The organism is Nonomuraea sp. 10N515B, assembly GCF_052245915.1.
In the GTDB taxonomy this organism is placed as follows: Bacteria; Actinomycetota; Actinomycetes; order Streptosporangiales; family Streptosporangiaceae; genus Nonomuraea.
In genome coordinates this window covers 72,349-89,948 of record NZ_JBQQBQ010000001.1, presented here as the reverse complement: position 1 = coordinate 89,948, position 17,600 = coordinate 72,349, and the positions used below count along the sequence as shown (strand labels likewise).

At 71.6% G+C, this 17,600-nt stretch carries 14 protein-coding genes; 7 read left to right on the top strand and 7 right to left on the bottom strand.

The window, feature by feature from the left end; translation table 11 throughout:
- Positions 1–68: 68 nt before the first annotated feature.
- Positions 69–1,208 carry an acyl-CoA dehydrogenase family protein gene (locus tag ACTWQA_RS00390; RefSeq protein ID WP_443157305.1) on the bottom strand — a complete coding sequence of 380 codons (1,140 nt, stop codon included), beginning with the start codon at positions 1,206–1,208 and terminating at the stop codon, positions 69–71.
- Positions 1,205–4,594, bottom strand: coding sequence for an indolepyruvate ferredoxin oxidoreductase family protein (locus ACTWQA_RS00385; protein ID WP_443157304.1), 3,390 nt, complete (start codon positions 4,592–4,594; stop codon positions 1,205–1,207). The genes ACTWQA_RS00390 and ACTWQA_RS00385 overlap by 4 nt, the downstream gene beginning before the upstream one ends.
- Positions 4,595–4,753: 159 nt before the next feature.
- Here ACTWQA_RS00385 and ACTWQA_RS00380 point away from each other — a divergent pair, with 159 nt between their 5' ends.
- Positions 4,754–5,212, top strand: coding sequence for an Lrp/AsnC family transcriptional regulator (locus ACTWQA_RS00380; protein WP_443157303.1), 459 nt, complete (start codon positions 4,754–4,756; stop codon positions 5,210–5,212).
- Here the strand turns inward: ACTWQA_RS00380 and ACTWQA_RS00375 are convergent, their stop codons facing one another.
- Positions 5,213–6,331, bottom strand: a complete 1,119-nt coding sequence (locus tag ACTWQA_RS00375; protein ID WP_443157302.1) for a hypothetical protein — start codon at positions 6,329–6,331, stop codon at positions 5,213–5,215.
- A 176-nt stretch (positions 6,332–6,507) separates the two neighbouring features.
- On the opposite strand from ACTWQA_RS00375, the gene ACTWQA_RS00370 reads away from it, so the two are divergent.
- On the top strand, positions 6,508–7,272 hold the full coding sequence (locus ACTWQA_RS00370) for a class I SAM-dependent methyltransferase (RefSeq protein ID WP_443157301.1): 765 nt from the start codon (positions 6,508–6,510) through the stop codon (positions 7,270–7,272).
- On the opposite strand, the gene ACTWQA_RS00365 is transcribed toward ACTWQA_RS00370, so the two are convergent.
- Positions 7,212–7,439 (bottom strand): hypothetical protein, encoded by a 228-nt coding sequence (locus ACTWQA_RS00365; RefSeq protein WP_443157300.1) that lies wholly within the window; start codon positions 7,437–7,439, stop codon positions 7,212–7,214. The genes ACTWQA_RS00370 and ACTWQA_RS00365 overlap by 61 nt on opposite strands.
- 286 nt (positions 7,440–7,725) lie before the next feature.
- Here ACTWQA_RS00365 and ACTWQA_RS00360 point away from each other — a divergent pair, with 286 nt between their 5' ends.
- The 5 genes from ACTWQA_RS00360 to ACTWQA_RS00340 all read left to right on the top strand — a co-directional run bounded on the left by ACTWQA_RS00360 (position 7,726) and on the right by ACTWQA_RS00340 (position 15,102).
- Positions 7,726–8,598, top strand: coding sequence for a helix-turn-helix domain-containing protein (locus ACTWQA_RS00360; RefSeq protein ID WP_443157299.1), 873 nt, complete (start codon positions 7,726–7,728; stop codon positions 8,596–8,598).
- Between the two features lie 33 nt (positions 8,599–8,631).
- Positions 8,632–8,835, top strand: a complete 204-nt coding sequence (locus tag ACTWQA_RS00355) for a DUF397 domain-containing protein (RefSeq protein WP_443157298.1) — start codon at positions 8,632–8,634, stop codon at positions 8,833–8,835.
- Positions 8,836–9,096: 261 nt separating this feature from the next.
- A complete protein-coding gene (locus ACTWQA_RS00350; protein ID WP_443157297.1) occupies positions 9,097–9,729 on the top strand; it encodes an MBL fold metallo-hydrolase in 633 nt (210 codons plus the stop codon).
- Positions 9,730–9,817: 88 nt separating this feature from the next.
- Positions 9,818–10,705, top strand: coding sequence for a universal stress protein (locus ACTWQA_RS00345; protein WP_443157296.1), 888 nt, complete (start codon positions 9,818–9,820; stop codon positions 10,703–10,705).
- 131 nt (positions 10,706–10,836) lie between these two features.
- Entirely contained in the window at positions 10,837–15,102 is a 4,266-nt protein-coding gene (locus ACTWQA_RS00340; protein ID WP_443157295.1) for an HAD-IC family P-type ATPase, read from the top strand.
- Positions 15,103–15,105: 3 nt separating this feature from the next.
- Here the strand turns inward: ACTWQA_RS00340 and ACTWQA_RS00335 are convergent, their stop codons facing one another.
- From ACTWQA_RS00335 to ACTWQA_RS00325, 3 genes are read right to left on the bottom strand one after another with little or no spacing between them, the layout of a single operon-like run.
- Positions 15,106–16,083: a branched-chain amino acid ABC transporter permease gene (locus ACTWQA_RS00335; RefSeq protein ID WP_443157294.1), complete on the bottom strand. Its 978-nt coding sequence runs from the start codon at positions 16,081–16,083 to the stop codon at positions 15,106–15,108.
- Entirely contained in the window at positions 16,080–16,940 is an 861-nt protein-coding gene (locus ACTWQA_RS00330) for a branched-chain amino acid ABC transporter permease (RefSeq protein ID WP_443157293.1), read from the bottom strand. The genes ACTWQA_RS00335 and ACTWQA_RS00330 overlap by 4 nt, the downstream gene beginning before the upstream one ends.
- Positions 16,937–17,596 carry an ABC transporter ATP-binding protein gene (locus ACTWQA_RS00325; RefSeq protein WP_305920753.1) on the bottom strand — a complete coding sequence of 220 codons (660 nt, stop codon included), beginning with the start codon at positions 17,594–17,596 and terminating at the stop codon, positions 16,937–16,939. The genes ACTWQA_RS00330 and ACTWQA_RS00325 overlap by 4 nt, the downstream gene beginning before the upstream one ends.
- Between the last annotated feature and the right edge of the window lie 4 nt (positions 17,597–17,600).

The window sequence follows — 17,600 nt, the reverse complement described above, 5'->3', positions numbered from 1 at the left end:
GATGTAGTCGTCAAGTGAGACGCTCATCGAATAGGTCACGCTGCGCATCAGAGGTCCTCCCCCGGAGGTTACTTGGCCAGGTGCCTGCTGATGACCAGGCGCTGGATCTGGTTGGTGCCCTCGAAGATCTGCATGATCTTGGCCTCGCGCATGTACCGCTCGACCCGGAACTCCCGCGTGTACCCGTACCCCCCGAACACCTGCACCGCGTCCGTCGTCACCTTCATCGCCGCGTCCGTCGCCACGAGCTTCGCCACGCTGGCCTGGCGGCTGTAGGGCAGGCCGGCGTCGCGGCGGCGGGCGGCGTCCAGGTACGTCGCCCGCGCGCTGTCCACCCCGGCGGCCATGTCCGCCAGCAGGAACCCGAGCCCCTGATGGTCGATGATCCGCTTGCCGAACGTCTCCCGCTGCTTGGCGTAGGCCACCGCCTCGTCGAGCGCGGCCTGGGCGAGGCCCGTCGCGCAGGCGGCGATGCCGAGCCGGCCGGAGTCCAGCGCGCTGAAGGCGATCTGGAGACCCTGGCCCTCCGTACCGATCAGGCGGTCGGACTCCAGGACGGCGCCGTCCCAGTGGGCGCTGGTCGTGGGCACGGCGTGCAGGCCCATCTTCTCCTCGGGCCGCCCGAAGGTCAGCCCGTCGGCCGCCCCTGGCGCGAGGAAGCAGGAGATGCCCCGCGTCCCTTCCCCGGTACGGGCGAAGAGGGCGTAGAAGTCGGCGATGCCGCCGTGCGTGATCCACGCCTTGTTGCCGCTGATCCGGTAGCCGTCAGGGACCCGCTCGGCCCTGCAGGTCAGGGCGCCGGCGTCGGAGCCGGCCTGCGGCTCGGACAGGCTGTAGCCGCCGATCAGGCGCCCGGCCAGCATGTCGGGCAGCCACAGCGCCCGCTGCTCCTCCGACCCGTAGGCGAAAACGGGGAAACAGGCGAGCGTGTGCACGCTGGTGGCGACCGCGACGGCCGCCCACCGCATCGCCAGCTCCTCGATGACCTGCAGATACACCTCGTACGGCTGCCCGCCGCCCCCATACTCTTCGGGATAGGGCAGCCCCAGCAGCCCGGCCTCGCCCAGCGTCGCGAACAGCCCTTCCGGGTACGTCTCGGCGCGCTCGTGCTCGTCGACCCGCCGCGCGAGCTCCTTGTCGGCGATCTCGCGGGTCAGGTCGATCAGGTCCTTGGCGTCCTGGCCGGGCAGCAGGCGGTCGACGGTCACGATCCCTCCACGCTCGAAACGGGCTCTTCCAGCCGCGCGAGCACGGTCTTGGCGCGCTCGCGGAACTCGGCCACGCGGGCGAGCTTGATGTCCTCGTACCCCCGGATCAGCTCGGGCAGGCCCGCGATCTCGGTGACGGTGCCGGCGGTCGCGGGGGTGAGCCGGGCCAGGGCGGCACGCACGAGCTCGCGATACTCGCCGACCAGCTCCCGCTCGACCCGCCGCACGCGCGCCCGGCCGAACACGTCGAACGCCGTCCCGCGCAGCACCCGGGCGGCCCGCAACCCGCGGAACAGCACGGGCGCCGAGCGGCGCAGCTTGATCTTGCGCTTCATGCCCATCGCGCGCAACACCGGCGGGTGCAGCAGCACCGTGACGACCGCGTCCGCGCCGAACTCGCGTTCCCTCCTGGCCTGCTCGGCGGGGTCGAGGTGGAGGCGGGCCACCTCGTACTCGTCCTTGTAGGCCATGAGCTTGTGCAGGCCGCGGGCGTAGGCGAGGGCGATCTCGGTGCCGGCCTCCTCGCCGGCCCGCTCGAGCGCGAGGTCGCTCACACTGCGCACGTCCTCGGCGTACGTGGCGGCGTAGGCGGCGTTCTGGTAGCCGGTCAGGTCGGCCACGCGCAGCGCCACGACCTCGTCCAGCTTCTCGGCCGGCTCGTCGGCGGCCGGCAGGACGGCCTGGCGCACGGCCTCGGGGTCGGCCACCGCCGCGCGGCCCCAGCGGAAGGCGGCGAGGTTCTGCTCGACGGCGGCCCTGTTCAGGGTGATGGCCTGCTCGATGGCCGCGGCGGACACCGGCAGCAGGCCGTGCTGGTACGCGGCGCCGACGAGCAGCAGGTTGGCCGGCATGTGATCGCCGAACAGCGCCTCGGCCAGCTCATGGGCGTCCAGGCACACGACGCTCCTGGTGGCGGACTCCACGCGGGCGACCGCGGAGGCGTGCCCCGGCACGGGCATCCGGCCGGTCACCATGGCGGCGGTGGGCACGACGGCGGTGTTCAGCACGGCGGCGGTGTGCTCCGGCGAGGCCACGGCCAGGTTGGTGTCGGAGGCCGCGCCCAGCAGGTCGAACCCGATCACCACATCGGCACGGCCGTGCGAGGCGCGTACCGAGCCCGCGAGCGGGCGCGGCGAGATCCGCACGTCGCTGACCACCGGCCCGCCCTTCTGCGCCAGGCCCGTCTGCTCGAGCCCGGCCGCGTGCAGCCCGTCGAGGTGGGCGGCCATCTGCAGGATCTGCGAGACGGTCACGACGCCGGTGCCGCCGATGCCGGGCATCCTGATCAGCACCTCGCCCGGCTTGCCTGCGGGCTCGTCCACGGGCGGAGGCGGCGGCGATGCCTGGCGAGCGGCAGGAGTGCCCGGCTCGACCAGCAGGAACGACGGGCAGTCGCCCTTGAGACAGCTCAGGTCGGAGTTGCAGGAGGCCTGGTGGATGCGGGTCTTGCGGCCGTACTCGGTCTCGACCGGCTGCACGGACAGGCACGTCGAGACGTCGCCGCAGTCGCCGCAACCCTCGCAGACCCGCTCGTTCACCACGACCTTCTCGACCGGGGTGGGTAGCTTGCCGCGCTTGCGCAGCCGCCGTTCCTCGGCCGCGCACCGGTCGTCGTGGATGAGCACGGTGACACCGTCGAGCGCGGCCAGCTCCTGCTCGGCCGCGGCAAGGTCGTCGCGGTGCCGTACGGAGGCGATCGGCGCCAGCCGCACGCCCCGGTACGTCTCCGGCTCCGGCGTCGTGATCACGATGCGGCGTACGCCCTCGACCGCCAGCTCCCGCGTGAGCGCGGGCACGTCGAGCCGGCCCTCGGCCCGCTGGCCGCCCGTCATGGCGACGGCGTCGTTGTAGAGCAGCTTGTACGTCATCGACACCCCGGCGGCCACGGCCGCCCTGATGGCCAGGGAACCGGAGTGGTGGAAGGTGCCGTCGCCGAGGTTCTGCACGAAATGCCGGTCCTCGGTGAACGGCGCCAGCCCGATCCACTGGGCGCCCTCGCCGCCCATCTGGGTGATGCCGACCTGGGTGCCGCGCCCGTGCCCGTCCAGCGCGATCATCGCGTGGCAGCCGATGCCGACGCCGACCAGCGTGCCGTCGGCGGTGCGGGTGGAGGCGTTGTGCGGGCAGCCGGAGCAGAAATAGGGGGTACGCGCCGCCACGAGCGGCAGCGACCTGCGCTTGGTCACCGTGACCGCCGGCCGCGGGAGCCGGTCGGCGCCCACGCAGGCGGCGATGGCCTTGGCCACGTCCTCGGCGCCGAGCGTGCCGCGCGCGGTCAGCAGCTCCCTGCCGACGACGGCCGGCACCCGCTCGCCGCCGTACAGCGCCTGCTTGACCTGCCCCTCCAGGAACGGGACCTTGTCCTCGACCACCAGCACCCGGTCGAGGCCGGCCGTCATGGCGGCCAGATCCTCGAAGTCCACGGGGAACGGCATGGCCAGCCTGATCAGCCGCACCCCCAGGTCGTCCATGGCCGCCGCGTCCAGGCCGAGGTCGGCCAGCGCCCGCAGGACCACCGCGTAGGTGGTGCCCGAGGCCAGGATGCCGAGCGCGGTGTTCCCCGCTCCGGCCATCACCCGGTTGAGCCCGTGGGCGCGGGCGTACTCGCGGGCCAGGTCGAGCCGGCGAGTGAGCATGTCGTGCTCGGCGTCGAGCGCGGCCGGGCCGAGCAGGATCGGCGTCGCCTTGCCCGCGGTACGGGCGGGGACCGGGATCGCGGCCCGCAGCGGGCCGAGGTCCACGGTGGCGGAGGCGTCGGCGATGTCCGCGACGATCTTCAGTCCCGTCCACAGGCCGGTGGCGCGGGACATCGCCACCGCGTGCAGCCCGAACTCGATGATCTCCGCGACCGAGCCGGGCGCCAGCAGTGGCATGGACAGGCTCTGGCACATGGGCTCGCACGAGCTGGGCAGCGTGGAGGACTTGCAACCCGGGTCGTCGCCGATCCAGGCCACGGCGCCGCCGAGCGGTGCGGTGCCGGCCGCGTTGGCGTGCCTGATGGCGTCGGCGGCCCGGTCGAGGCCGGGGTTCTTACCGTACCAGAAGCCGGTCACGCCCTCGTGGCGGCGGCCCGGCACCTGGGCGAGCATCTGGGTTCCGGCCACCGACGTGGCCGCGAGCTCCTCGTTCAGCCCGGGCTGGAACACCACGCCCGCCTCGTCCAGGAACCGGGCCGCCCGCCCCATCTCCAGGTCCACACCCCCCAGCGGCGACCCCTGGTAACCGGTGACGAAAACCCGTGTGTCCAGCCCGCGCTCGCGGTCCAGGCGGCGCTGCTCCAGCGTCAGGCGGACCAGGGCCTGTATGCCGGAGATGAGCACCCTGCCGTCGGGGGCTGTGTACTTGTCGTCGAGCGACACGGGGGCGGGAGTCGCGCTCGCGCTCACGCGTACCTCCTCCTGGCTTCGTACGTGGTGATTCCCAGCACAGCAACGTGGGCAGGACATCCGCAAGTATTAGATGAGAAGGTGCCCCAAATACGCAAACAATATGAAGCTTCCGGCTGTCTGGCTGATGTTCTTTGCGCCTGAGGAAGGGGTTCTGGCATGGCTGTCGTGGACGAGATCGATCACCACGTGCTGAGGCTGCTGCGGGAGGACGGGCGCAGGACGTTCTCGGAGATGGCGGACCTGGTCGGGCTGTCGGTGGCCGCGGTCAAGCGGCGGGTGGACCGGCTGCGCGAGCTCGGTGTGATCAAGGGGTTCACCGTGCAGATCGACTACGCCAAGCTCGGGTGGGGTATCGAGGCGTTCACCGAGCTGCGCTATCCCGGCACGACGCCGGTCAGCGAGATCGTCCGCACCGCCACGGAGGTGCCGGAGGTGCAGGCGGTGTTCACGATCGCGGGGGATCCGGACGCGCTGATCCACGTACGGGTGCGCGACCTCGGCCATCTGCAGCAGGTCATCGACCGGCTGCGCCGGGCCGGGGACGTGACAGGGACGAAGACGTTGCTGGTGCTCGGGTCGTGGACCCGGGAGGCGTTGTCCAGGAGCCCTTCCTGATCACTCCCGGCTCGAGAGGCAGCGGACGAGCAGGCCGATCGCGAGCAGCACCGGCACGCCGAGACCGATCAGCCACAGCGACACGCCGGTCATCGGCAGGGGCTCGTGGTCGCGTGCCGCCGGCTGTCCGGAGGGGACCGGGCTGGGCTCGTACGGGTCCACGCCCGGACGCGAGCCGGTGACCGTGGCGCGTGGCTCCTTGCGCGGACCGTCTCCACCGGGCCTGGGCTCGGCGCGGTCGGCCACCGCAGGGGCCCGCCTTTCCGGTGGGGCGCGGGTGAGCGTGCGGGCAGGCGACGGGCTGGGGCTGTGGACCGCCTCGACGGCGATCGACGTGCAGGAGCGGTTGTTCCCGGTGTTCTGCTCGTGGCTCACGGTGGAGACGGCGGCGCAGTTGTCGATCACGCCGGTGACGTCAGGGGCGGCGGCGGTGAAGACGAGCGTCCTGCTCTCGCGCGGAGCCAGCGTGCCGAGCCGGCAGTTCCCCGCGGGGCATTCGGACGGGCGACCCGTGGGCGTGGTCAGGTCGCCGTCGATGGGGTCCTCCACGGTGACGCCCACCGCCGGAGAGGGGCCGTTGTTGCCGACCTTCACTCTGTAGGTGATGCCGGCGCCCGCCTTCACGCTGGACGGGCCGGTCGTGGCGATCTCCACGTCGGCCATCGTCCGGGCGCGGCTGATCAGCCGCGTGGCGTCGCCCGTCGCGTTCGAGGCGGTGACGTGAACCCGGGCGACGACGTCCGTGTCGTCGGGGAGCGACGGGTCGGTCGTGACGGGGATGTCGTAGGTCACGCTCTGTCCCGGGGGGATGGTCAGGCCGGGTCCGCCGCAGGTGATGGCCTGGCCGGCGAGGGAGCAACCGTCCGGGAGGCGGCCTGGGGACGTGCCGCGGTCGAGGGCGTCGATGATCGTCACGTCCTCGGCATCATCGCCCCCCGTGTTGGTGACGGTCACCGCGTAGACGGACACCCCACCGGTGGTCATCGGGTCCGGGCTGACTGTTGCGGTGATCCGGAGCTCGGGTCCGGCACCGGGCAGGGAGACGGCCGCCGCGGACTGGCCGCTCCAGCCACCTCCGCCCAACGCCGCGAGCGCGACGATCGCCGCAATTCCGGGCACGCCCATTTCGTCCCCCGTACCTGGTCCACCCGGGAGCGATCCTGCTATCACACGGACGCTACGGAGAGTCGATCGCACCTGAACCATGCACGGTCATAACGAATCTTTTGCTGGCGCTTTGCGCGCTGGACGAACAATGCCGGGCACGACGGGCTCGGCCGCGTAGTGTCGAGGGCATGCCAGGTGCCGCGCGCTACGACGACGTCGCCGACTTCTACGCAGCCGGCTGGACGGACACCGTCGACGACCCCGCAGCCGTCCGCTTGCTCGCCCTGCTGGAGCCGATCGCCGGCCGCCGGGTCCTGGAGATCGCCTGCGGCCACGGCCGGATCAGCCGCGCGCTCGCCCGCAGGGGAGCCGACGTCGTGGGCGTCGACCTCTCGTCAGCCCTGATCGAGAAGGCACGTGCTGCCGAACAGGCCGCCCCGCTCGGCATCCGCTACCTCCACGCCGACGCGGCCGCATCCGACATCCCCGGCGTTTCCGGCCTGTTCGACGCCGTGGTCTGCAGCTTCGGCCTCTCCGACATCGACGACCTCGAAGGCGCGATCGCAGGAGCCGCCCGCGTGCTCCGGCCCGGGGGCGTCTTCGCGTGCTCGATCCTGCACCCGTGCTTCCCGGGCGGCCGGGGTGTCTCGGGCTCGTGGTCCGGGGACGCGAGCTATTACGCCGAGGGCCGGTGGCGGGCCGACGGCGAGCTGTCGTCCCTGCGCCGCCAGGTCGGCGCCAACCACCGCACGCTCTCGACCTACGTCAACACCTTCCGCCGGCACGGCCTCTGGCTGGAGGAGATGGCCGAGCCCGAGCCCGCCCCTGACTGGGCGGCGCAGCGCGCCGACGCCGCCAGGTTTCCCGTGTTCCTCGTCATGAGATGCATTAATCAGGCGTCACCCGCAGCCGGTGGATCCGGCGGTCTTACGGCTCCCGTCGCGGCGAGGTAGGCGGCGAAGCCCATCATGACGGCCATGAAGGCACCTGCCGCAGCGCCGAGGGCGGCGAGCGGCTCCGCCCCGAGTTCTCTGGTGACAGAGAAGATGAGCAGCCCGGCGATCAGGGCAGTCTCGATCGCATGGGCGAGCCAGTGCAGGATGCGCCTACCGTGGGTCATGATCAAGAGGTTCCTCTCACGTTGACCATGTGATGCGTGCAGGTGGAGAACCCCTGGAGGGGCAGGCGGCGAGGCGGGCGGCCAGGCGGAAGACCCTCATCTCGGCGTTTCTCCCTTGATCCAGCGTCTCGGCGGGCTACCCTGAGGATATGCCGGAGGGAATCCGAGCGAAATTCCCGCTGGGAATAGTTCAGGGAAGCCAGCCGGTACAACGACCGAACATCCCGGCAAGGATTGTGCAAGACCTTAGCTGGGTACACGTGATCAACTAGAGGGGAGGCACCGAATGGCCGACGGCAGCCCCACCGTCTACCGACGCCGACTCGTAGCGGAGCTGCGCCGGAGGCGCGAGGCTGTCGGTCTCAGCGGACCCCAGGTGGCGACTGAGCTCAAGTGGTCCACATCGAAGATCTCAAGGCTGGAGAACGGGCAGATCTTACCGAACGCCAAGGACGTAGAAGCACTGCTGGATCTCTACGAGATGCCGGAACCGGATCGGTCACGGCTTCTCGATCTGGTGCCGCTGTCTTCGGCTCCGGAATGGTGGGAGAAATACTCGGAATCCATCCCGGATGGCTACATACGCTTCCTTGGTTTCGAAAGCGCGGCGGCAGAGCGATGGGAGTGGCAGTCTCTGGTGATCCCAGGCCAGCTGCAAACGGAGGCCTATGCGAGTGCCGTAATAGGCGCCGCGCTGGGCGAACTGACTCCTCGTCAGATCAGGCGCCGTATCGAGCTTCGCATGGCGCGCAGGGAAAGATACATGCAGGATCCTTCCTTGACGTCGAAGGTCGTCCTCGACGAATCCGTCCTGAGGCGGAAGTTCGGGAACGAATCAATCATGTCGGAGCAGCTGCATCACTTGCGGGAAGTAGCCGAAAGGCCCAATATCGAGCTTCAGGTTCTCTTGAACAGCCAAGGCCCTCCGGTGCTGGCTCAAAGCTTTATTCTGCTGAGATTTCCCACGTTTGAGAATCTGGGAGAACTTCATCCTGATGTTCTCTATGTAGAGACGGAGCAGGGCGGCGGAGTCGATGAGGACGAGATGCGAACCCATCGGCACCTTGTGGCATTCAAGAAGATCTCTGAGGCGGCCTTGAGTCCTCAGGACACCATGAGCTTCATTGAGAACCAGGGGAAGAGATGGACGACGGTCTAGGTGCTTCTGCCTCACCTGGAACGAGGTAGAGAAATGAACGAGGTCATCGACCCCAGCTGGGGCGGGTGGCGTAAGAGCCGTCACAGCATGTCCAATGGAGATTGCGTCGAAGTCGCCCTCTTCACGGACGGCCGCGTCGGGCTGCGCGACTCCAAGAATCCGTCGGGCGGCACGATCGTCCTGGCCGCCGACGAGTTCCGGGATCTCCTGACGGATATCAAGCAAGGGAAGATATAGCGATTCCGGTGGCCTGCTCACCCGTGGCAGGCCACCGATCATCCGTCACGCGGCCCGCTTGCGCGATCACCCGCCCATCGACGCGCCGAAACCTCCGAGGGACACGGATTGCTGTCGCGGGGCGGGATGGCTCAAGGACGCCTCCCGGCTCCTCGGCTCGCTCGACGGCGAAGCTGAGCGGGCTCCAGTTGTTCCCTTGTCTGTAGGTCGGCGGACTGCTCGTGGGCATACTGATCCCAGGGGGAGGGACATGCTGACGGCATGCGGGGACGTGATCTGGACCGTCGGATGACGGCCGTGCGGCTCAGCCTGGTGGGGGTGGGGGCGATGAACTCCCCGCGCTACCGCCCCGCCGGGCTCCTGGCCAGCTGGCAGGACAACCGGGTCCTGCTCGATGGGGGCGGCGACGCGGCGGGCGGGGAGCGGCTCGACGGCTGGCTGGTCTGCGATGAACGCGCCGAGCTGATGCCCCAGATCCGCCACGCGGCGCGGGGGCTCCGGATGACCGCCGGGGTGGCGGTCTACGAGGCCGCGGGGGTGGAGATCGTGCCGCTGCCGGTCAGCCACACCTCCCACCCCACCTACGGCTACCTGATCAGCACGGATCGGGCGCAGGCCGCCTGGGCGCCGGAGTTCTGGGCCTTTCCCGCTTGGGCGGCCGGTGTGGACCTGATGTTCGCCGACGCCGCGGGGTGGGACAGGCCGATCCGCTTCGCCGGCGGTGTGGGCGGGCACGCGAGCGTGCTCCAGGTCGCGCGGCAGGCGCGCGATCTCCAGGTGGGGCGGCTGGTCTTCGCCCATATCGGCCGCCCCTCCATCCGGGCGATCGACCGCGGCGAGCGGCCGCCGTTCGGCGAGTGGGGCGTCGAGGGCCGAACCTACCCCCTTGGCTAGCCCCGGCCATTCGCTGATAGGAGCGCGTGCGCGGGCGCTCCGCAGGCCGGATCGTGCGAGGCTGGAGGGAGAACGGGGGAGGTGCGTGATGGCCAGACACATCGTGATCGGCGTGGACGGGTCCGCACCGGCGACGGCGGCTGTGGAGTGGGCGGCCGCCGATGCGCAGCGCAGAGAGCTGAGCCTGCGGATCTTGCACGTGTGCGAGCAATGGCCCTACCGCGTGGACACGACACGATACTGTGCAGGAACGCTGGCCGCGGCGGCCGACCACGCTCGCGACCTGACCCGCGGCGTGGAGGTGACCACGCAGTTGCTGTCCGGCAACGTGGTCGACACGCTGATCGGCGAGTCCCGCTCGGCCGACAGCGTGGTGATCGGCAGCCGGGGGCTCGGCGGGTTCGCCGGCATGATGGTCGGCTCGGTCAGCATGGGCGTCGCCGGGCACGCCGCCGGTCCGGTGGTGGTCGTACGCGAGACTTCGGTGGTGGTGCACGGACGGGTTGTCGTCGGATACGACGGCTCGGAGCATTCCGAGGCCGCGATGCGCTACGCCGTCGAGCAGGCGCGTGCTCGCGAGGTTCCATTGCACGTCATCTATGCCTGGCAGGCCCCGGTGGTCTCGACGTATGCCGCCGCGTACGGCAGCTTCCTGGAGGACGCCTACGAGCAGGAGACCGAGACGGCGCAGGAGCGGGTGGCCCGCTGGCGCGACGGGAATCCGGATGTCGCGATCACCGATGAGACGGTGGTCGGCCATCCGGTCAACTTCCTGATCGAGGCGGGCGGCACAGCCGACCTGGTCGTCGTGGGCTCGCGTGGGCTGGGTGGCTTCGCCTCGGCGGTGCTCGGCTCGGTCAGCCATGCGGTGCTGCACCACCTGAGGTGCCCGGTCGCCGTGGTGCGGCCGGGAATTACGGCCCGCAAAGACAGTCAAATCTCTACCGCCCGGAATAAGGGGTCAGGCGATGGATAAGGAACCTGAATAGCTTTCATCGGCGCCGGCACGATCATCGTGACCACGACGACGAGACGCAAGAACGAGTAGCGCGGACGGGAGGTCACACGGCGTTGTCCGGTCTGCTCTCCGTTGACACGATCCTGAACATGCTCCCCGAACCCGTGCGAAGCGTCCTGCCACGCGCTCGCCGGGTCCGAGCCTGTGCGGGCGGGGTCCGGATCGAACTGCGGAACATCGGCGGGCCGCGTACCGAGCGGCCGGCTCGCGCTCTCGAAGAGCGGCTGCGCTCGGCGGGAGCGCCGCGCGCCGAGGTGAACGGGGCGCTCGGCTGCGTGTTCGTGGCCTGCGACGAGACGGCCGACGTGGACAAGTTCGTGGCCGTCGTGGAGGAGCTCGACGAGGGCGGCGAGCCGCTGGGGGACGGTCGTGTGCTCGACGGCGTGGAGCAGCAGGCCCGCGCCGCGGTCGGCCTCTGCCTGCACCTCGCCGGCGCCGGGATCGCCATGGCCGGCGCGCTGACCCGCGCACCACGGCTCCCCGTGGCGGTGCCGAGCGTCCTCGCGCTGATCGAGCACACCCCGTGGGTCCGCGGCGCGCTGGAGCAGCGCGCCGGCAAGCCGGTCGTGGACACGATGCTGGCGACGGGCCGGGTCGTCTCCGCCACGCTGGCCGTGCGACCGCTGTCGCTGCTGATCGACTCCGTTGCCGCAGCCGGCCGGTACGTCGACACGCGCGCCGGTCGCCGGGCGTGGGAGCGGCGAGAGGAGGAGTTCGCCGCCGAGGAGGGGGCGTACCGGCATACCAGGGCCGCCGCCGCGACGCGTCCGGCGCCGCTGCCGCTCGGCCCCGTGGAGCGCTACGCCGACGCGGCCGGCGCCGCGACGGTGGCCGCCCACGGCCTGACCACGATCGTCAGCCACAGCTACCAGCGGGGTGTGTCCATGCTGGTCTCAGGCATCCCCAAGGCGGCCAGTCTCGGCAGGGAGGCCTTCGTCAGCGCCGTGGCGCGCTGTCTGGCCGGACGTGGCACGATCGTGCTCGACCGCGACGCCCTGCGCCGCATGGACCGGATCGACACCGTCGTGCTGGACGCCACCGTGCTCACCACGGGAGCGTGGACGATTGACAGCGTCGTGCCGCTCGCCCCCGATGTGGACCTCGACGACCTGCATGCCCGGCTCTACGCGCTGCTCGACCTCGCCGACCCCGTGGCCCGGCGGCGGCGCGACGGGTGGAGCGCGGCGCCCGCGCCGCCGGAGGACGTGCCCGAGCGATGGCTTGAACAGGGGCTCCGGCGGGTCGCGGTGGCCAGGGACGGTGTGCCGATCGCCGTGGTCGGCCTGGCCCGCGAGCTGCATCCCCTTGCCGAGGCCGTGGTCGCGGCGCCCCAACAGACGTGCCGGATGGTGCTGGCCGATGCCGATCCGGGACTGGCCGGGCGGCTGCGGGTGGAGGAGGTCGTGCCCGGCGGGTCGCGGCTGGCCGCGTCGGTGCGGGCGTTGCAGGCCGAGGGGCACGGCGTGGCCGTGGTGTCGCGGCGCGGGCGGCGCGCGTTGCGGCAGGCCGACCTGGGCGTCGGCGTGCTCGACGGGGTACGGCGGGTTCCGTGGGACGCCGACGTCATGGGCGGGCTCGACGGCGTGCACCTGCTGCTCCAATGCCTGCCGGCGGCCAGGAGGGCGAGTGTGCGCGGCGTGTGGACGGCGGCCGCCGGGTCGATCGCCGGCACCGGGGTGACGTTGCTCGGTCCGGCCGCGACCGCGGTTCGACGCGCCCAGCTCGTCCACAACCTGACCGTGCTGGCCGCCCTCGCGACCGGCGAGTGGGCGGGCCGGCGCATGGGGCGGGCGGAGCCGCCGGTCCAGGCCGACCACACGCCCTGGCACGCCATGGCCGTCCGCGACGTCCTGGCCCGGCTCGGGTCCTCGCCGGACGGCCTGAGCGAGGCCGAGGCGGAGCGCCGCAGGACCGTCTCGATCCGCCCTGTGAAGATCGGCCCGGAGTCCCTGGTCGGCGAGACCGCGAGAGAGCTCGCCAACCCGCTGACCCCGGTGCTGGCCACGGGAGCGGGCGTGTCGGCCGCGTTCGGCTCGGTGCTCGACGCTGTGCTGATCGCCGGCGTGATCGTGGTGGACGCCCTGCTCGGCGGCGCCCAGCGGCGGGGTGTGGGGCGCGCGCTGCGGCGCCTGACGGAGACCACCGCCGTCCGGGTCCGGCTGCGCCGCGCCGCAGGTGAGGTGGCCGCATACGCCGACGATCTGGTGCCGGGCGACGTGATCGAGCTCAGGGCGGGCGATGCCGTGCCGGCCGACGGGAGGCTGATCCAGGCGGCCGGGCTCGAGGTCGACGAGTCGCCGCTCACTGGCGAGTCGCAGCTCGTGCCCAAGACCGCGGCACCCGTCGCGGCGCCCGCCGTCGCGGACCGCGCCTCGATGGTGTACGAGGGCACGACCGTCGCGGCCGGGCACGGGCTCGCCGTGATCGTGGCCACCGGCGAGGCGACCGAAGCGGGCAGGACCGCCAGACTGGCCCGGCAGGAGCCGCCGCCGAGCGGCGTGGAGCTGCGGCTGCGTGCGCTGAGCCGGCGGATACTCCCGGCCGCGGTCGGCTCCGGTGTGGTCCTCATGCTGGTCGAGCTGCTGCGTGGCTCGCCGCTGACCCAAGCCCTCGCCCCGGCGGTGAGCATGGCGGTCGCGGCGGTTCCCGAAGGGCTGCCGTTCGTCGCCACCGTGGCCGAGCTGGCCTCCGCCAAGCGGTTGTCGACCCGCAACACGCTGGTCCGCAACCCGTCCACGATCGAGGCGCTGGGCCGGGTGGACGTGCTCTGCTTCGACAAGACGGGCACGCTCACCGAGGGCCACATCAGCCTGCGCCTGGTGTCGGACGGCCAGATCGAGCAGGAGGTGGAGGAGGCCGCGCCCGAGCTGCGGGCGATCGTGGGCGCGGCGCTGCGCGCGGGGCCGCGCTTCGGAGGCGGGCGGGCCATCCCACACCCCACGGACCGCGCGATCGTGGACGGCGCCGAGAGGCTGGGCATCACCCCTCAGGAGGGGCTGCGCACCTGGCACCGCGTGGCCGAGCTGCCCTTCGAGCCGGCCCGGGGCTACCACGCCGTCCTCGGCCGCGGCGAGTCGGGGCAACTGCTGAGCGTCAAGGGCGCTCCAGAAGTGGTGCTCGGCCAGTCCACGAACGTCGTGGTGAACGGGCGGGTCGTGCCGCTGGACCTCGCGATCAGGCAGCGGTTGGAGCAGGAGGTGGACCGGCTCGCCCTGCGCGGTTATCGGGTGCTCGCCGTGGCGGAGCGGCCCGCCTCCAGCCGCGCCGATCTCGACGAGTCCCGCATCGAGAGCCTGTGCTTCCTCGGGTTCCTCGGGCTGGCCGATCCGGTGCGCCCGACGGCCAAGCGCAGCGTGGAGCGGCTCGTCCGCGCCGGTGTGCAGGTCGTCATGATCACCGGGGATCATCCCAGTACGGCGGAGGCCATCGCGGCGGAGATCGGCGCGCTGGACGGCCGGCGCGTGATGACCGGCCCCGAGCTGGAGGAGCTGGACGACGAGGTCCTGGCCAAGGCGCTGCCGGATGTGGCGGTCTTCGCCCGGGTCACGCCCGAGCACAAGGCGCGGATCGTCACCAGGCTGCGCGCGGCGGGCAGGGTGGTGGCCGTCACCGGCGACGGCGCCAACGACGTGCCCGCGATCCGGCTCGCCGACGTGGGCGTGTCTCTGGGCTCGCACGCCGCTCCCGCGACCAAGGCCGCCGCCGACATCGTCATGCTCAACGACCGCATCGAGACGATCATCGAGGCGATCGTCGAGGGACGGGGTATGTGGGCCTCCGTCCGCGACGCGCTGGGCATCCTGCTCGGCGGCAATGTCGGGGAGATCGCTTTCACGCTCGGATCGAGCCTGCTCACCGGCCGCACCGCGTTGAACGCCCGCCAGCTCCTGCTGGTCAACCTGCTCACCGACATGCTGCCCGCCATGGCGGTGGCCATCCGGCCGCCCAGCGCCGCCAGCCCCGAGCGGCTGCTCGCCGAGGGACCCGAGGTCTCCCTCGGCGCCGCTCTGACCAGGGACATTTACCTGCGGGCGGTGGCCACGGGCGTCGCGGCGGGGGCGGCGTGGCTGCTCGCGCGGATGAGCGGGACGCGGGGCCGGGCCGACACGGTCGGGCTCATCGGCCTGGTGGCGGCCCAGCTGCTCCAGACCCTCGCGCTGGGCGGGCGGGACCGGGTGGTGGTGCTGGCCGCGCTGTTGTCCCTGGCCACGCTGGTGCTGATCGTCTCCACGCCCGGTCTCAGCCAGGTCTTCGGCTGCCGCCCCGTCGGCCCGCTCGGCTGGGGGATCGGCCTGGGCTGCGCGGCCACCGCGGCGCTGCTCGCCGCGTTGATCGAACGGTCTCCCGCGGAGTAGTCATCAGCGGGTCTCCACGGGAGGTTCTTCCCGGCTGCGCGACAGGCGGCCGGTGATGGCCGGCACCAGGCCGTGGGGCAGGAACAGCACGACCACGATCAGCACGAGCGCGTACACCGCGTACGACAACACGCTCGGCGCGTACGACGGCATCCCGGGCAGACTGGCCAGGCCGTCGAGCCCTTGCACGAGCAGCGTGATCGCCCCAGCCCCGGCCACGGCTCCCCAGATGGTGCCCAGCCCGCCGACCACGGCCATGACGATGTACTGGATCGAGATCAGCACGGGGAACGAGCCCGGCGCCACGTAGCCCGTGTAGAAGCAGTAGATGCCGCCGGCGAGGCCGGCGAACGCCGCCGACAGGGCGAAGACCACCAGCTTGTAGCGCCCGACCGGGATGCCGGACGACGCGGCGGCGGTCTCGCTCGTGGCCAGCGCCCGCAGGGCGCGGCCCGGCCGCGAGGTGATGACGTTGTGCGTCACCAGCATCACCAGCGCCAGCCCTCCCCAGGTCAGGTACGCGTACGCGGCCGCACTGCCCGCCTCGAACCCGCCGAGCGAGAACTGCGGGATGGCCTGCAGACCGATGTCCCCGCCGGTGAACTCCAGCTGCCCGGCGAGCGAGAGCAGGATGAGCTGCATGGCCAGGGTCGCGAACGCCAGGTGATGGCCGCGCAACCGCAGCAGCGGCATGCCGATCACGAGGGCGAACAGGGCCGCGGCCACGGGGGCGGCGATCAGCCCGGCCAGCGGTGGCACGCCGCTCAGGGCGAGGAGGGCGGCCGTGTAGGCGCCGACGCCGTAGAAGGCGCCCTGGCCCAGCGACACCTGCCCGGCGTACCCCATGAGCAGCGATACCCCGACCGTGACCATGGCGGCCAGGCCGAGCAGGATGTACACGGCCAGCGCGCTGTCGTCCAGCAGCGCGGGCAACGCCAGCGTCACGACGGCCACCACCGCGCCGGCCACGAGCCTGATCATGTGGACTCCTGGGAGATGGCCGTGCGGCAGCCGGCCTGGACGATCATGACGATGATCATGAGACCCAGCGCTATCTCCAGTTGGTGCGACCCGTAGCCGTAGCCGGCGGCCATGGTCTCGGCCACGCCCAGCAGCAGTGCCCCGAGCAGGGTGATCACCGGCCGGGCGAGGGCGCCGAAGACGGCCGCGGCGAAGCCGTTGACGATGAGCGTGACGTCGGTGTCGAACGAGATCGGTCGCAACGGCGTCACCAGCACCCCCGCGAGGCCGCCGAGCAGCCCGCCCAGCGCGAACGCCACCAGCCCCATGCGGCGGGTGTCGATGCCGACGACGCGGGCGGCATAGGGATTCGACGCGCACGCGGTCAGTGCCTTGCCCAGGTAGGTGCGTCCGAAGAAGAGCGCGAGCGCGACGAACGTCAGGGCCGTCACCACGATCACCAGCAGGTGCTGCGTCTGGATCCGCGCCCCTGCCACCGTCACCGAGCCGGCCAGGCCGGGCGCCGAGCGCGGCTGGTCGCCCCACAACACGATGTCGACCGCGTAGGCGAGCACGCCGACGCCGAGCGTGACGATCAGCGACGACAACGGGGTCACACCGGGCTTGCCGATGGCGGCCAGCCCGGTCAGCAGTCCCGCCACCGCCGCGACCAGGATGGCCGTCACCTCGCTCAGCCCGTGCGGGAAGCCCAGCCCGAGCAGCGACGACGTGCACAGCCCGGCCATCACGGCGAAGGTGCCCTGGGCGAAGTTCACCACGCCGGTGACCCGGTGGATGACGACCAGGCCGCTGGCGATGAGCGCGATCGCGCACCCGACCGCCAGCCCATTGAGCAGGTACGTGAGGAACGCGCTCATGTGATCGCACCCCCCAGATAGGCGCCGGCCACCTTCGGATCGCCGGCCAGGTCGGCGGAGTCCCCCTCGGCCACCACCCGCCCTGACTCCAGCACGTAAGCCCGCCGGCACAGGTCGAAGGCCAGCCGCGCGTTCTGCTCGATGAGCAGCACCGTCAGGCCCTGCGATCGGTTCAGCTCCGCCAGGTGTCCGGCCAGGTCGGCGGTGACATTGGGGGCGAGCCCCAGGGACAGCTCGTCCACCACGAGCACCGACGGGCGCGACATCATGGCCCGGCCGAACGCGACCATCTGCTGCTCGCCGCCCGACAGCACACCCGCCTGCCGCCTGGCCAGCGAAGCCAGCTGGGGCAGCAGGTCGTAGACGGAGGACGGGTCGCGCTCGCCGGAGCGCCAGCCGCCCAGCGCCAGATTGTCCGCGACCGACAAATCCGGAAATAGCTGGCGGCCCTCCGGGATCAACGCCAGCCTGCCGCCGATCTCCACCGTCCCGGAAGCGGGTTTCAGCAGGCCCGCGAGCGTGTTGGCCAGCGTCGACTTGCCGGCGCCGTTCGGACCGAGCAACGCGACCATCTCGCCCTTGCCGACGTTCAGCGTGACGTGCTCCAGCGCGGTCGCGGTGCCGTACGAGACGACCAGGTCCCTGACGTCGATCATGACG